A 14,840-nucleotide genomic window follows, 5' to 3' on the forward strand; every position below is an offset into this window, starting at 1 on the left:
GTGTTTGTCTTCCTTCTTAGTTTGGGTTTCTTGCGGGGGTGTGGGCGCGGGGGGGGCCGTTGGTGTAGTGTTTTTTTTACTCGGGCGCGGCCGGCCAGGCGGGCGAACGCACTGTGGACGCCATGACGACCAAGATCCGGCCGCGTGCCCTCGTCCGGGCTTCCGGCGGCCCCCGCTACGCCGTCGCGCTGATCGTGGACGCGCTCGGCACCGGCTTGCTGCGCCCCTTCCTGCTGCTCTACGGGGTGCTGGTGCTCGGCCTGTCCGCGGCGGCCACCGGCATCGCCATGACGGCCGGGGTGGTCGTCGGCCTGGGGTGCCTGCCCGCGGTGGGACGTTGGCTGGACCGGGGCGCGCGGAGCACGGCGGTGGCGGCGTCGATGCTGGTGCGGGTCCTGGGTGTCGTGCTGCTGCTCGCCGCGCCCGTCGGCGACGTCTGGGTGTTCGCGACGGCGGCACTTTTCCTCGGCATCGGCAACCAGGCGTGGCCCGCCGCCCACGCGGCTCTCGTGGCCACGGTCGCCGACGGACGGGAGCGCGACGCCGCGCTCGCGGGCGGCCGCGCCCTGCGCAACGCCGGCCTGGGTGCGGGTGGGCTCCTCGCCACCGCGTGCCTGGCGGGCGGCGCCACGGCGTTGCAGGCGCTGGCCGTCGGCACCGGGCTCGCCTACCTCGTCGCGGCCGCCCTGGCGTGGTCGGTCCGCCTGCGCGCGGAACCGGCCGCCGCGCCGGCCGTGACCGGCGGGCCCGCGCCCCGGATGCGGACGCTGCTGGCCGCCAACGTCGTCTACGTCTTCTGCCTCAACGTCCCCGAAATCGCGCTTCCGCTGGTGCTGGTGACCCAACTGCACGCCTCGCCGGTGTGGCCGGCGGCGATCTTCGTGGCGAACACGGTCCTGGTGGTCACCCTGCAGGTGCCGGTCACCGTCCTGCTGTCCCGGTTCACCCGGCGGACCGCGCTGGCTCTCGGCGGCGTGGTGCTCGCCGCGTCCTACCTCGGTTTCCTCGCGGCCACCTCGTGGAGCGCCGCGGCCGTGGCCGCGGTGTCGGTGGTCTGCACGGTCGGTGAGATCGTCTACGCGGGCAGCGCGACCGCGCTCGTCGCCGCCCTCGCCCCGGCCCACGTCCTGGGCCGCGCCCTCGCGCGCCTCCAGCTCTCGACGGGCTTCGGCCTCGCCGTCTCCCCCGCGGTCATCACCGCTCTCGCCGCTTGCGGCCCGGCCGTCTTATGGGGCGGTCTCGCCGCCGCGACCCTGGTGTCGGCTTACGCGGTCGCGACCGAGCGCTAGTTCGGCGGGGGCTGGGTTTGCGGGTAACCGGGCGGCGGATACCCCGGCGGCGCGGTCATCGGGTAGCCGGCGGGGTACGGGGGCCGAGGCACCCGGCCGCCCTTGACGACCGCGAGCGCGACCAGGAGCCAGGAGAGCACCGCGGCGGCGTCGAGCGGGATGGCCACCGCCATGAAGACGAGGTTGAGGCCGTCGGCGCTCAGGTGGCCGGTCCGGATCCAGGACGCCGCGTCCAGCGCCACGAACTGCCACGCGATGCCCGCCGCGGTGGCGACGAGCATGACGACGAAGGCGGCGACCATCAGGCCGGAGCCGCCCTTGGCCCGGCCCTTAACCGAGAAGATCAGGCCGAGCAGTCCCACCACGAGCAGCAGCACGCGGGGAACGGCCTCGATGCTCGTCACCACCAGGGGTGTCATGCTTGCCCTCCCGAGCTTTCTCACCGGAGCTCGAGACGTCCGGGCTGCGCCGATCGTAGGGCGCCGAGGCCGTCCCGTGTGGTGCTTTCGGCGAACAACCGCCGCCACGCGGGGGCTTTCCTTCGCAAGACTAAGCATTAGTCTGAGGGGCATGATCAAGCGCACGGTCTTGGACGCCACCCGCGAACTCCTCCGCGAACTCGGCCTCACCACGGTTTTCGGCAACCCCGGCACCACCGAGGTCCCCTTCCTCACCGACTGGCCGGACGACTTCGACTACGTCCTCGGCCTGCAGGAGTCCACCGTCGTGGCGATGGCCGACGCCTTCGCCCAGGCCAGCCGCCAGCCCGTGCTCGTCAACCTGCACTCCGCCGGGGGCGTGGGGCACGGGCTCGGCAGCCTCTACACCGCGTACTACAACCGCACTCCCCTGATCATCCTCGCGGGGCAGCAGACGCGGAACCTCCTGCCGCACGAACCCTTCCTCGGCGCCGTCGACGCGTCCGAATTCCCCAAGCCCTACGTGAAGTGGTCCATCGAGCCCGCCACCGCCGAGGACGTCCCGGCCGCGCTCGCGCGGGCTTACCACGTCGCGACGCAGGCGCCGTCCGGGCCGGTCTTCGTGTCCGTGCCCGCCGACGACTGGACCGCCACCACCGAACGCCCGATCATCAGCCGCCCGCGCATCCGCGGGTTCGCACCCGATCCCGAAGCGATCGACGAACTCGTCGCCGCGCTCGAAGCGAGTGAACGGCCGGCGATCGTCGTCGGGGGTGCCGTCGACCAGGACGCCGCCGTCGTCGACACCGTCGCGCTCGCCGAACGGCTCAACGCCGCCGTGTACGTCGCGCCGATGTCGTTCCGCTGCTCCTTCCCCGAGAACCACCCGCTGTTCCAAGGCTTTCTCGAACCGGAGCGCGGCGTCGTCTCCGACCGGCTCGCGGGGCACGACCTCGTCGTCGTGCTCGGCGCACCCGCCTTCACCTACCACGTCGACCGCGGCCGCGGCGAAGCTCCGCTGCCGCCGCTGTTCATCGTCAGCGACGACGAGCAGATCCTCGCCCGCGCCTTCGAAGGCACCGGGATCCGCGCGACGCCGAAGCTCGGCATCCGCGCGCTGCTGAACGCGGTCGGCCGAAGCGAGCGCCCCGCGCCCGCGCCCCTCGAACGGCCCGCGAAGCCGAACGGGGAGACGCTCACCGGCGCGTTCGTCTACGCCACGCTCGCGGACCTGTTGCCGGACAACGCGATCGTGGTCGAGGAGGCGCCCAGCCACCGCGGCGTCCTGCACGACCACCTGCCGATCACCGCCACGGACACGGGTTTCCTGACGATGGCCAGCGGCACGCTCGGCTACGGCGTCCCCGGCGCGGTCGGCGCGGCGCTCGCGAGGCCGGACCGCCACGTCGTCGGCGTGGTCGGCGACGGTTCCAGCATGTACGGCATCCAGGCTTTGTGGACGGCCGCGCGCCAGGACCTCCCGGTGACCATTCTGATCCTCGACAACACCGAGTACGCGGCGGTCCGCATCTTCGGCGAATCGATCGACGGTGGCAAGCTTCCGGGCACCGTGCTGGGCGGCATCGACTTCGCGGCGCTGGCCTCGAGCATGGGCTGCCAGAGCGTGACGATCAGCGAACCGTCGGGCTTGGTCCCCGGCTTGACCGCGGCCTTCGCCGACAAGCGCCCGACGCTGGTGCACATCCGCGTCACGTCGTCGGAGAAGTCGCCGTACTAGCCCGGCTGCCGGGCTTCGGGCCGTGAACGACGTCCGGGCCGGCCCGGCCGGCGACCTCTCGGAGCGGAGAGGAAGCCGGCCAGGCCGGCCCGGTGCCTTTTCGGTGTGTCAGCCGGCCGCCTGCGGGGCGATCATCGACGCGGCGTCCACAGAGGACGTGATGGCGCCCATCTGGAGCATCAGGTCGGGCACCCGCTGGAGGCGCCGGGGATCCAGCTTGACGCCGAAGCTGGGCAGGGTGAGCAGCTTGGCGGTGTCCTCGTCGATCTTGGCGTACTTGACCAGCAGCGGCTCGATCTTGGACCGGTCCTTGTTCGTCTCGCTGGTGGCCCGCTGCAGCGCGCGCTGGAACGCGGCGAGGGTCTTCGGGTTGGCCTGCACCCACTTCCGGTTCGCGCCGTAACCCGAAAGCGGGAAGTCCTGCGTGGCACCGGTATTGACGTCGATCAGCGGGATCGCGCCGGCGGCCTTGGCGGCCTGCGAGATGAACGGCTCGGGCAGCAGAGCCGCGTCGACCTGGCCCTGCTGCAGCGCGGCCGCGACGTTCGGGAACGCGATCTGGACCCAGTTCACCTTGGTCGGGTCGAGGCCGTGGTCCTTCATGATGGACTTGACCAGCAGGTCGCTCGCCGTGTTCCGGGCGGTCATCGCGATCCGCCGGTTGGCGAGGTCGTTGACCGTCTTGACCGGCGAATTCGGCACCGTGACGATCGCGATCGACTTCGGGCTGATCGAAGTCGCGTCCGCGACGAGCTCCAGGTCGGCCGAGCCCGTGTTCTTCGCGACGAAGAAAGGCATGTAGCTCGAGATCGCGATGTCGGTTTCGCCGGAAATCGCCTTCGTCATCGCCGCCTGGCCGCTCGCGGCCACGACGGCCTCGACCTCGAGGCCCTCGTCCTTGAAGTAGCCGCTGTCCTGCGCGAGCCACAGCGGGACGGTGTCGACGGTGGGCAGGATCGCGACCTTGATCTTCGTCTTTTCCAGCCCACCCCCGGTGGACGAAGTGCTCGGGTTGTCCGAGCCGAGTGCACTGCAGCCGCTCAGGGCCGTCGCGGCCGCGACGGTGAGGGCGAGCCCGAGCACGGCGCGACGAGTACGACCCCGGCCACTGCTCATGGCGTTTGGAAGCAAGGTCTGCTCCTAAGAAGAAACTAACGGTTCGCGAACCGAATCCAGTGGGAGTGAGTGACTCATTCCCCAGAGTCACGCGGGACACTGTAGAGAGAATGGCTGTCGGCTCACAATGGGGTAGATCAAGACCCGTGCGAGTGATGCGCGTCACTCTTTTGGCCTCTGGCCTACATTCATTGCTCCACTCGCCGTAAACGCTCACTCAGCGTAAAGTCGAGTTTGTAAATGCCGGACGGACAAGGCTCCACGGACCCGAATTCGCCAAACCGGACCGGTCATCGAAATTGTCGAATTCCGGCATCCCGCTTCGGCGCCCGGAAGCCGCCGGTCTTTTGCTCGAGCAGTTCGGCCAGCCGCAGCGGGGTGCGGTCCTCGAACATCGGCCCGAGCAGCTGCACGCCGACCGGCAGGCCCTCGAGCGAGCGGCCCGCGGGCACGGCGGTCGCGGGCAGCCCGGGCATGGTGGCCAGGCCGGCCCAGACGAGCTGGTCGAAGTACGGGTAGGCCATTCCGTCGATGTCGATGCGCCGTTCCATCGGATTGGGCGTGTGATCGTGCGGGAACGCGGGTGTCGGCGTGATCGGGCACACGACGGCGTCGAACTCGGCGAGCAGCTGCCGCCAGCCGTGGCGGTGCACCTCGCGGCGGTGGTTCGCCGCCAGCCAGTCGTGGTGGCTGAACGCCATGGCACGCAGCCGCACGGCGTCGAGGCTCTCGTCGTCCGCGCTCGGCTCGGCGAGCGATTCGACGGGAAACCGCGCCACGGCACCCGAAATCAGCAGCTGCATGTACAGCGTCGCCGCTTCGGCCAGGTCGGGCAGCAGCGGACTGTGCCGTTCGACGCGGGCGCCGCCGTCGACGAGCGCGTCGGCCACCCGGTTCACCCCCGCCCGCACGGCGGACCCGGTCGGGATGAGCGGGTGGTCCTCGAGGACCAGGACCCGGAAGTCGCCGAGCCGCTCGTGGCGGGCGGGCGGCAGGACCGGCCGGTGCGCCACGCCGTGCGTCAGCGGGTCGGGCCCGGCCATGACGTCGAGCAGGAGCGTGAGGTCGCCGGCGGTGCGCGCCATCGGACCGACGACGGCGAGGTCCGGATCGACCGGCAAGGCCGGTTCGGACGGTGCGACCATGCCGCGGGTGGCGGCCAGTCCGAGGGTCGGCTTGTGCGCGTAGACACCGCAGAAGTGCGCGGGGGTGCGCAGCGAGCCGGCGAGGTCGGAGCCGATGGACAGCGCGCCGAACCCGGACGCCAGCGCCGCCGCCGACCCGCCGGAGGACCCGCCCGAGGTGCGGCCGGGGTCCCACGGGTTGGTGGTGGTGCCGTAGATGTCGTTGAAGCTCTGGATGTCCTGCAGTCCCAAGGGGACGTTGGTCTTGCCGAGCACCACCGCGCCCGCGTCCTTCAGCCGCGCCACCTGGACCGCGTCCTCGGCGGGCACGAAGTCCCGGTGCGCCGGCATCCCCCAGGTCGTGGGGAGCCCGGCGACGTCGTAGGACTCCTTGACCGTCACGGGAACGCCGAGCAGCGGCCGGTTTTCGCCGCGCGCGAGCGCCTGGTCGGCCCGGCGCGCGGCGGCTCGTGCGCGGTCGAAGTCCGGCACGCAGATCGCGTTGACCACCTCGTCGTCGCGCTCGATGCGGGTGATCGCCTCTTCGGTCAGGTCCGCCGAGGTGACCGCACCGGCACGCAATGCGGCGACGAGTTCTCCGGCGGATCGATAGCTCCATTCCATGAATGCGACGGTAGCGGCGGGCCGTCGAGGGCACGAAATCCCGTTTCCGGCAATGGGAGAGCCGAAGGCGCCGGAGACGGTTTCACCTGGAGAGCCACGAAACGCGGCAGCGCGCAACAGGATCGACGTCTCAATCTGCGCTTGCCGCGCAGGAGCCCCTGCCGCTCTCCGGTGACTGCCCGCCCCCGCCGGCTCACCTGCTCGGTAAAACCGGCGAAGCCGGGCTGTCGGATCGGGGCCGCGCCGTTCGTGGAGGAGGTGAGCGGCCGCCACGAGGGCGCCGCCGGACTCCACAGAGGACGAGATGTCGCACCCGGAACCCGTCGCCCGCCGCATGTACGACCTGGTCGAGCCGCTCGGCCTGGTGCCCTACTTCGCCGACGAGTCGGACGAGGCGCTGATGGCGCTCGGCCTGCGCAACCCGTGGGACGCCTACTTCGCCGGCCGCGCGGCGCCCTTCGGCCCGACGATGCCCGCCGAGGTGGTCCACGCCGTGTTCTACAACTTCGCCCCGGGCGAGGTGGCCCGCCACCTCCCCCGGGTCTGGGACCTGACCACCCCCGAGGCGGCACTGGCCGCCCGTGAGCGGGGATGCGTCGCGGGCATGCGCCGGATCCTCGGCGAACGAGCCGACGACCCGGCCATCGCCCGCGCGGGTGACCTCCTGCTGAAGGCGGCGACCAGTGCCCCGGTGGAGGGACGAGCGCTCTACGCCGCCCTGCGCGCGGTCCCGGTCCCGCAGGAGCCGGTGGCCCGTCTGTGGCACGCGGCCACCCTCCTGCGCGAGCACCGCGGCGACGGCCACATCGTCGCGTTGCTGGCCGAGGGCATCGCCGGAACGGAAGCCCACGTGCTCCACGCGTTGTCCGCCGGCACGCCGGCGCAGGACTTCGGCCGGGTGTGGCACCTCCCGGCCGCCCAGCTGACCGCGGTGATCGACGGCATGCGCGCCCGCGGCCTGGTGGGGGCCGACGGCTGGCTGACGGCCGAGGGCCGGGCCACGAAGGAGCGCGTGGAAGCGCTGACCGACCGGCTCGCGGAGGCGCCGTACACCGTGTTGAGCCCCGGGGACCTCGACCGCCTGGTCGCCGACCTCGAACCGATCTCGGCGGCTTTCCGGGCGGTGTTCCCGATGTAGCACCACGCGCCGGCAGCTACGTGTTTTCGACGACGCGGGGACGCGGACGTGCTCGCTATACCTGGGTCCTCCCCGTGTTCGGCGGGAAGATTCCCCGAGAGGACGTTCGCAATGACGCGGAAACCACGATGGGCGCCACGGGTCGCCGGCGCACTGACCGCTGTTCTCCTCGCCGCTTCGGGCACGAGCCCGGCGTCGGCGTCTCCGGGTCTCACCGGAGACAACCCGTACGCGCGAGGACCGGCCCCGACCGAAGCCGCCATCCAGGCCGAGCGCGGTCCCTTCGCGATCGGCACCGAGAAAGTGGGCGCCGGTCAGGGGTTCGGCGGCGGGACGGTCTCCTTCCCGACCGACACCGGCCAGGGCACGTTCGGCGCCGTGGCGGTCGCGCCGGGGTTCCTCGAGTCCGAAGACGCGATCGCCTGGTACGGCCCGCGGCTCGCCTCGCAGGGCTTCGTCGTCATCACGATCGCCACGAACAGCGTGTGGGACACGCCGGACGCCCGTTCCGAAGAACTGCTCGCGGCCCTGCGCTACGTCACGGATTCGAGCCAGGCCAAGGACCGGGTCGACCGGAACCGGCTGGCCGTGATGGGCCATTCGATGGGCGGCGGCGGAACCCTGATCGCCGCCCGGAAAGCGCCGACGCTGAAGGCGGCGATCCCGCTGACCGGCTGGAGTCCCAACACGACGTTCTCGGATGTCACGGTGCCGACGTTCGTCGTGAGCGCCCAGAACGACTTCATCGCACCGGACGGGATGTTCTCCCGCCCGTTCTACCAGAGCCTGCCGTCCTCTTTGGACAAGGCGTACCTGCTGCTGGCCGGCGCCGGGCACCTGGCGCCGACCAAGCCGAACCCGACGATCGCGGAGTACAGCATCTCGTGGCTGAAGCGGTTCGTCGACGAGGACAGCCGGTACGAGCAGTTCCTCTGCCCGCTGCCCACGGGTGACCCGGCCATCGCGGCCTACCGGGGCACCTGTCCGCTGAGCTGATCACCTCCGGCCGGAGCCGGGTCCCGTCCGGGCGACGAGCTGCTCGTTGACCCAGACGGCGACCTGGGTCCGGTTGCCGAGGTCGAGCTTGTTGAGGATGTGCTGGAGGTGGGTTTCCGCCGTCCGCTGGGCGATGACCAGGCGGACGGCGATCTCCCGGTTGCTCAGCCCGGTCGCGACCAGCCGGGCGATCTCCGACTCGCGCCGGGTCAGCGGCGGCAGCACCGCACAGCCGGCGGGTTCCTCGTGCTCCGCCGCCGCGGCCGCCGGGGGCGCCAGGATGTCGTGCGGGTTCAGCCGGCGTCCTTCGCCGAACGCGTCCTCGAACCGCGCTTCGCCCAGCGCACCACGAGTGGCCGCGAGCAGCTGCCGGTGCGCCAGCGACACGGCGATGTCCGGCTCGGCTCCGCACCGGTCCCACAACGTCGCCGCCGCGCCGAACAACCTCGCCGCGCCCAGCCAGTCCTCTCGCCGCGCCGACGCCCACGCCAGCCCGTCCACCCGGTACGCCGCCGACAGCACGTCGGGTCCCCGCAGGTCGATCTCCAGCGCGTCGCGCATCGCCCGTTCGCCGACGTCGAGGTCGCCGCCGAAGAAGATCTCGACCGTGCCCAGCCCGAACAGCGCCATGGAGCGGTAGGACTCGTCCATCGCCGACGCGCACCGCCGCAGCATCTCCGCCAGCAGGTGCCGGGCACCGGGCAGATCGCCGCGGTACGCCGTGGCGACCGCCTGGATGAACATGGGGTGCAACGCCTGCCGGACGGCGCCCCGCTCATCGAAGATCCGCACGGCTTCGGCCGCGTTCTCCAGTGCGTGCGGCTCGACCGCGAGCAGCGCCACGAACGCCCGCGCGTGGCGGATGTAGGGCACCGCGGCCTCGTCGCCGACGGCGTCGGCGAGCTTCAGCCGGTGCCTGGCCCCGTCCAGATCCGCGTGCAGGGCGGCGCACAGGGCCGCCCGGGCCTGCGCCGTCGCCCGGCCCGGGGCGTCCTCGGCGGTCGCGGCGAGCGCGCGGTCGAGCCACTCCCGGATCTCCGACGCGGCGCCCCGGGCCATCCAGTACTCGATCACGCCGCTCGCCATCCGGAGCGCGACCGTGGCCTCGCCGGGGTCGCGCAGCGACCACGACAGCGCCGCCCGGACGTCCGCGTGCCGTTCGGACAGGCGGGCGAACCAGTCCTCGCGCCGGGGGCCGAACCATTCGGCGTCGGCCCGCTCGAGCAGCCGTGCGTGGTGGTCGCGGTGCCGCCGGGCGACCACGTCGGCGGTCCCGGTGGCGGCCAGCCGTTCCTGGCCGAACTCGCGCAGCGCCTCCAGCATCCGGTACCGGGCGCCGGCCGGCCCTTCGACGCGCAGCAGCACGGACTGGTCGACCAAACCGTCCACGGCGTCCAGCACCGCGAAGTCGCCGAGCCCCGTGACCGCGCAGACGTCCTCCGCGGCGGACAGGTCGAACGGACCCGCGAACACCGAGCAGCACTCCCAGACCGCGCGCTCGACGTCCGTGCACAGCGCGTGGCTCCACTCGATGGTGGCCCGCAGGCTGCGGTGCCGCTCCGGCAGCGACCGCGCACCAGTGGTCAGCAGCGCCAGGCTGCGGGTCATCCGATCGGCGATCTGCCCGGGCGAGAGCACGCGGGTACGGGCCGCGGCCAGCTCGACGGCCAGCGGCAGGCCGTCCAGCTGACGGCACAACCCCACCACGGACGCCACGTCGTCCTCGGCGAACCGGAACGACGGCAGCACCTCCGCCGCCCGGTCGACGAAGAGCCGCACCGCGTCGTAGCCGAGGGCGTCCTGGACGGTCCGGACGTGCTCCGGAGGGACGGCCAAGGGCGCGATCGGCGTGATCCGCTCGCCCGCGACCCCGAGCGAACACCGGCTGGTCGTCAGGACCACCAGGTCCGGGCAGTGCCGGAGCAGGACGTCGGCCAGTTCGGCGCAGTCGTCGACGAGGTGTTCGCAGTTGTCCAGCACCAAGAGCGCCCGCCGGTCGCGCAGGTGGGCCAGCACGGTGTCCAGTGCGGTCCGGGCGGCCGTGTCGTGCAGGCCGAGGCTGTCGGCGAGGGTGCGGGTCACCATGGTGCCGTCGCGCAGCCCGGCCAGCCCGGCCACGACGACGCCGCCGGGGAACGCCCTGGTCACCGAGCTGGCAACCCGGCCGGCGAGCCGGGTCTTGCCCACCCCGCCGGGTCCGGTCAGCGTGACCAGCCGGGCCTCGCCCAGCAGGCGCCGCACCCGGGCCTCGTCCTCGATGCGGCCCACGTAACTGGTCAGGTCCCGTCGCGTGGCCGCGCCGCCGTCATCCATCACCTGCCGCGCCTCCGGCCCCATCTTGATCGGTCGCGGCGCCGGTGTCCATGTGGCCCAGCGCCCGTTGCGCCGATCAGACGCCGCCTACGTAGCCCGGATACGTCTTTTCATCGACGCGGACGGCGGCGCCGGCGGACCAGACTCGGCGCGCCAGCGATGCCCGCCCGCTCCGGAGGTCGACGATGACCGTCCCCCAGCCCCTGCCCGACGGCGCCGAGGCGGCGATCGCCCGGGCGGTCGTCGCCGGTGTCCGGCACGCCCTTCCCGAGCACGCCGCGCTGTTCGACGCGAGCGCCACCGACTTCGTGGCCGCGCTGCTGGGCCCCTCCCGGCCGGTCCCGCTCGCGATCGCCGCAGGTGCCGGCGCCTTCCGTCGCGCCGGCGTCGCGGAGCACGCGGCGGGCGGGGAACCCGAGCGTCTCGCCCACGGCTACCAGGCGGGCGGCCGGTCCGCCCTCCCGATCGTCGCCGAGCTGGGCCGCCGGGACCAGCCCGGGGTCGTCGTCACCGGGGTGGACGCCGTGCTGCGGTGCGTCGACGCCCTGATCCGCCTCTCGACCGAGGCGTTCCGGGCCGCGCACACACCTTCGGCAGCCGACCTGCGCCGGCAGCTGCTGCACGAGCTGATCGCCGGCCGGCCGTGGACCGACCTGGCGACGCGTGCGAGGTGGCGCCCGCCGGAGCGCGTGGTGGCCGTCGTCGTGGCGCCCGGCACCCGCATCGCGCGGTCGGATTCCGCCGTGCTCGCCGACCTCGTCGCCGAACCGCCGTACCTGCTGCTGCCCGACGACATCGACCCGACGCGGCTGCTCGGCCACGGCCCGGCCGCGACCGGACCGGCCGTCCGCCCGGCCGAAGCGGCCACCTCGCTGCGCTGGGCCCGGCGGGCGTGGGACCTGCGTGGCGGTGGCCTCCTCCCCCGCGACGGCCTCCTCCGCTGGTCCGATCACCTGGTCACCCACTGGCTGCTCGCGGACGAGCTGCTGACCGGCGCGCTCGCCGAGCAGAGCCTGAAACCGCTGTCCGCCGTGTCCGACAACCAGCGCGGCAAGCTCGCCGACACCCTCGACGCGGTGCTCGACGCCCGCGGCGGCGCACCCGAAGTCGCGGCGCGGCTGGGCATCCACCCGCAAACCGCCCGCAACCGCCTCCACCGGCTCCGTGTCCTGTTCGGACCGAATCTGGACGAACCAGAAGAACGGCTCAACCTCCGCATCGCCCTGCGCGCCGAGCGCGTCCTGGCCGGTCGTGGTGCGACTGAGAGCGCTCCCAATTCGCGCTACTCCGGACAGCCGCCGCATTGGCGCCGAACCGCCTAGCCCGGACTTCAATTCTTTACACGACGCGGCTCGCCTCCCTACCCTGCCATCTGGAAGCGCTCCCAGATGCCAGGAGGCGGCGTGCGCACTTCGATGACGAAGGCGATTTCCCGGGCGGTCGTCGCGCTGCTCGTGCTCGGCCTGACCCTCGTCGCCCCGGGCGTGCCCGCGGGCGCCGCCGGGAAGTTCGCCTACGGCGAGGCACTGCAGAAGGCCGTCTGGTTCTACGACGCCCAGCGCTCCGGCGCGTTGCCCAGTGGCAACCGGGTCTCCTGGCGCGGCCCGTCCGCCCTCGACGACGGCAAGGACGCCGGCCTGGACCTCACCGGCGGGTTCTACGACGCCGGTGACCACGTCAAGTTCGGCCTGCCGTTCGAGTTCAGCATGACCATGCTCGCCTGGGGCGCGCTGGAAAACGGGGCCGCCTACCGGAATTCCGGCCAATGGCCGTACCTGCTCGCGAACCTGCGCTGGGGTGCCGACTGGCTGATCAAGGCGCACCCGCAGCCCGACGTGCTCTACGGCCAGGTCGGCAAGGGCGACGACGACCACAAGTGGTGGGGCCCCGCCGAGACGATGACCATGGCGCGGCCCGCCTACCGCATCGACGACTCCTGCCCCGGCTCGGACCTCGCCGGCGAGGGCGCCGCGCAGATGGCGGCCGGCTCCCTGGTGTTCCGGGCCGACGATCCCGCCTACGCGGCCACCCTGCTCACGCACGCCAAGCAGCTGTACTCGTTCGCCGACAACCACCGGGGCGCCTACTCGAACTGCATCACCGACGCCCAGAACTTCTACAAGTCCTGGAGCGGCTACCAGGACGAGCTGGTGTGGGGCGCGATCTGGCTCTACAAGGCCACCGGCGACAGCAGCTACCTGACCAAGGCCCGCACCGAGTACGAGAAGCTGTCCACCGAGCCGCAGACCACCACCCGCTCCTACCGCTGGACGCTCGCCTGGGACGACAAGTCCTACGGCGCCTACGTCCTGCTCGCCCAGCTCACCGGCGACCCCGAGTACGTCGCCGACGCCAACCGGTGGCTGGACTGGTGGACCACCGGCGTCAACGGCCAGCGCGTGCCCTACTCCCCCGGCGGCCAGGCCGTGCTCGACCAGTGGGGCTCGCTGCGGTACGCGGCGAACACCGCGTTCGTGGCGCTCACCTACTCGGACTGGTTGCGCACCAAGGATCCCACTCGCGCCACCACCTACCACGACTTCGGCGTCCGGCAGATCGACTACGCCCTCGGCGACAACCCGCGCGGCGCGAGCTTCGAGGTCGGGTTCGGCGTCAACCCGCCGCGCAACCCGCACCACCGCACCGCGCACGGGTCCTGGGCCGACAGCATCACCGAGCCGGCACAGAGCCGGCACATCCTCTACGGCGCCCTCGTCGGCGGCCCCAGCTCGGCCAACGACGCCTACACCGACGACCGCACCAACTACACGATGAACGAGGTGGCCCTCGACTACAACGCCGGCTTCACCGGCGCGCTGGCCCGCCTCTACGGCGAGTACGGCGGCGCACCACTGGCGTCCTTCCCGCCGGCGGAAACCCCGGACGGGCCGGAAATCCTGGCCCAGGGCGCCCTCAACCAGCCCGACGGCGGCACGTTCACCGAGGTCAAGGCGTACGTGATCAACAAGTCGGCGTGGCCTGCTCGCACGTTCACCGGCTCGCTGCGCTACTACTTCACCCTCGACGGCGCCACCACGCCCGGCCAGATCTCGGTTTCCTCCGCGTACAACCAGTGTGACGCGCCGGTCGTGCGCCAGTTCTCCGGCTCGGTGTACTACGTCGACGTGCCGTGCTCCGGCGGTGTCGCGCCGGGCGGGCAGTCCCGTTACCGCAAGGAAGTGCAGTTCCGGATCACCAGCACCGGCACCTGGGACCCCGGCAACGACTGGTCGCACACCGGCCTCGCCCCCAGCGGTTCCGCGCCCGCGAACGCCTCGCGGCTGGTGCTCGCCCAGGGCGCGACCGTGGTGTGGGGCAGCGCACCCGGACCGTCCACAGCGGACACCACCGCGCCGTCGGCACCGACCGGGGTCACCGCCGTCGCGGGCAGTACCAGCGTCGGTCTCACGTGGACCGCGGCCACCGATGACGTCGGCGTCGCGGGGTACGACGTGCTGAACGCGGCGGGAGCGACGATCGGCAGCACCACGAGCACCGGCTACCAGGTCACCGGCCTCACCCCCGGCACCGCGTACACGTTCTCGGTCCGCGCCCGGGACGCCGCCGGCAACCAGTCCCCGCTCAGCCCCGTGTCGGTCACCACCACGACGACCGGCGGCGACACCGGCACCGGGTCGCTCGCCGTCCAGCAGCGTTCCGGCAGCGGAGCCACCGACAACCAGATCCGCACCAGCCTCCAGATCGTCAACCGGGGCACCACCGCGGTCGCCCTGAACGGCGTCACCGCGCGCTACTGGTTCACCGGCGACGCGACCAGCCCGGGCTATCAGATCTGGTGCGACTACGCCGTTGTCGGCTGCGCCAACGTCACGCTGCGCGTGGTGAAGCTCGGCACGCCGCGGGCGGGGGCCGACGCCTACGTCGAGGCCGGGTTCAGCGGCGGCACCCTCGCCGCCGGCGCGAGCACCGGCGAACTCCAGATCCGGCTCGCCAAGGCCGACTGGTCGGCGTTCAACCAGGCCGACGACTACAGCTACCGCGCGGCGGCGGCGTACTCCGACCTCGCCACCGTCACCGCCTACCAGGCCGGCGCTCTCGCCTGGGGCACCGAGCCCTGACGGG

At 72.3% G+C, this 14,840-nt stretch carries 10 protein-coding genes; 6 read left to right on the top strand and 4 right to left on the bottom strand.

The window, feature by feature from the left end:
* Positions 1-122: 122 nt before the first annotated feature.
* Entirely contained in the window at positions 123-1,289 is a 1,167-nt protein-coding gene (locus AB0J40_RS07095; RefSeq protein WP_364448746.1) for an MFS transporter, read from the top strand.
* On the opposite strand, the gene AB0J40_RS07100 is transcribed toward AB0J40_RS07095, so the two are convergent.
* Complete coding sequence (locus AB0J40_RS07100; RefSeq protein WP_364448749.1) at positions 1,286-1,708, bottom strand: hypothetical protein; 423 nt, start codon at positions 1,706-1,708, stop codon at positions 1,286-1,288. The genes AB0J40_RS07095 and AB0J40_RS07100 overlap by 4 nt on opposite strands.
* 151 nt (positions 1,709-1,859) lie before the next feature.
* Here AB0J40_RS07100 and mdlC point away from each other — a divergent pair, with 151 nt between their 5' ends.
* A complete protein-coding gene (gene mdlC / locus AB0J40_RS07105; protein WP_364448752.1) occupies positions 1,860-3,446 on the top strand; it encodes a benzoylformate decarboxylase in 1,587 nt (528 codons plus the stop codon).
* Positions 3,447-3,554: 108 nt separating this feature from the next.
* Here the strand turns inward: mdlC and AB0J40_RS07110 are convergent, their stop codons facing one another.
* Positions 3,555-4,562 carry an ABC transporter substrate-binding protein gene (locus AB0J40_RS07110; protein ID WP_364448754.1) on the bottom strand — a complete coding sequence of 336 codons (1,008 nt, stop codon included), beginning with the start codon at positions 4,560-4,562 and terminating at the stop codon, positions 3,555-3,557.
* A 290-nt stretch (positions 4,563-4,852) separates the two neighbouring features.
* Positions 4,853-6,310, bottom strand: a complete 1,458-nt coding sequence (locus AB0J40_RS07115) for an amidase (RefSeq protein ID WP_364448757.1) — start codon at positions 6,308-6,310, stop codon at positions 4,853-4,855.
* A 304-nt stretch (positions 6,311-6,614) separates the two neighbouring features.
* Here AB0J40_RS07115 and AB0J40_RS07120 point away from each other — a divergent pair, with 304 nt between their 5' ends.
* Together AB0J40_RS07120 and AB0J40_RS07125 are read left to right on the top strand one after the other, a co-directional pair.
* Entirely contained in the window at positions 6,615-7,448 is an 834-nt protein-coding gene (locus tag AB0J40_RS07120; protein ID WP_364448760.1) for a MarR family transcriptional regulator, read from the top strand.
* 111 nt (positions 7,449-7,559) lie between these two features.
* A complete protein-coding gene (locus AB0J40_RS07125; protein ID WP_364448762.1) occupies positions 7,560-8,444 on the top strand; it encodes a dienelactone hydrolase family protein in 885 nt (294 codons plus the stop codon).
* On the opposite strand, the gene AB0J40_RS07130 is transcribed toward AB0J40_RS07125, so the two are convergent.
* Positions 8,445-10,757, bottom strand: coding sequence for a LuxR C-terminal-related transcriptional regulator (locus AB0J40_RS07130; protein ID WP_364450032.1), 2,313 nt, complete (start codon positions 10,755-10,757; stop codon positions 8,445-8,447). It abuts the gene before it with no gap.
* Between the two features lie 185 nt (positions 10,758-10,942).
* On the opposite strand from AB0J40_RS07130, the gene AB0J40_RS07135 reads away from it, so the two are divergent.
* Together AB0J40_RS07135 and AB0J40_RS07140 are read left to right on the top strand one after the other, a co-directional pair.
* On the top strand, positions 10,943-12,079 hold the full coding sequence (locus AB0J40_RS07135) for a helix-turn-helix domain-containing protein (RefSeq protein WP_364448765.1): 1,137 nt from the start codon (positions 10,943-10,945) through the stop codon (positions 12,077-12,079).
* Positions 12,080-12,160: 81 nt separating this feature from the next.
* Positions 12,161-14,836, top strand: a complete 2,676-nt coding sequence (locus AB0J40_RS07140; protein WP_364448767.1) for a glycoside hydrolase family 9 protein — start codon at positions 12,161-12,163, stop codon at positions 14,834-14,836.
* The last annotated feature ends 4 nt before the right edge of the window (positions 14,837-14,840 follow it).

This window comes from Amycolatopsis sp. NPDC049691 (assembly GCF_040675005.1).
Taxonomy (GTDB): Bacteria; Actinomycetota; Actinomycetes; order Mycobacteriales; family Pseudonocardiaceae; genus Amycolatopsis.

Excerpts from the sequence above, each read along its gene's own strand:
- AB0J40_RS07135 (WP_364448765.1), top strand. The coding sequence starts at position 10,943 with ATGACCGTCCCCCAGCCCCTGCCCGACGGCGCCGAGGCGGCGATCGCC.
- AB0J40_RS07110 (WP_364448754.1), bottom strand. The coding sequence starts at position 4,562 with ATGAGCAGTGGCCGGGGTCGTACTCGTCGCGCCGTGCTCGGGCTCGCC.
- mdlC (WP_364448752.1), top strand. The coding sequence starts at position 1,860 with ATGATCAAGCGCACGGTCTTGGACGCCACCCGCGAACTCCTCCGCGAA.
- AB0J40_RS07100 (WP_364448749.1), bottom strand. The coding sequence starts at position 1,708 with ATGACACCCCTGGTGGTGACGAGCATCGAGGCCGTTCCCCGCGTGCTG.
- AB0J40_RS07130 (WP_364450032.1), bottom strand. The coding sequence starts at position 10,757 with ATGGATGACGGCGGCGCGGCCACGCGACGGGACCTGACCAGTTACGTG.
- AB0J40_RS07095 (WP_364448746.1), top strand. The coding sequence starts at position 123 with ATGACGACCAAGATCCGGCCGCGTGCCCTCGTCCGGGCTTCCGGCGGC.
- AB0J40_RS07115 (WP_364448757.1), bottom strand. The coding sequence starts at position 6,310 with ATGGAATGGAGCTATCGATCCGCCGGAGAACTCGTCGCCGCATTGCGT.
- AB0J40_RS07120 (WP_364448760.1), top strand. The coding sequence starts at position 6,615 with ATGTCGCACCCGGAACCCGTCGCCCGCCGCATGTACGACCTGGTCGAG.
- AB0J40_RS07125 (WP_364448762.1), top strand. The coding sequence starts at position 7,560 with ATGACGCGGAAACCACGATGGGCGCCACGGGTCGCCGGCGCACTGACC.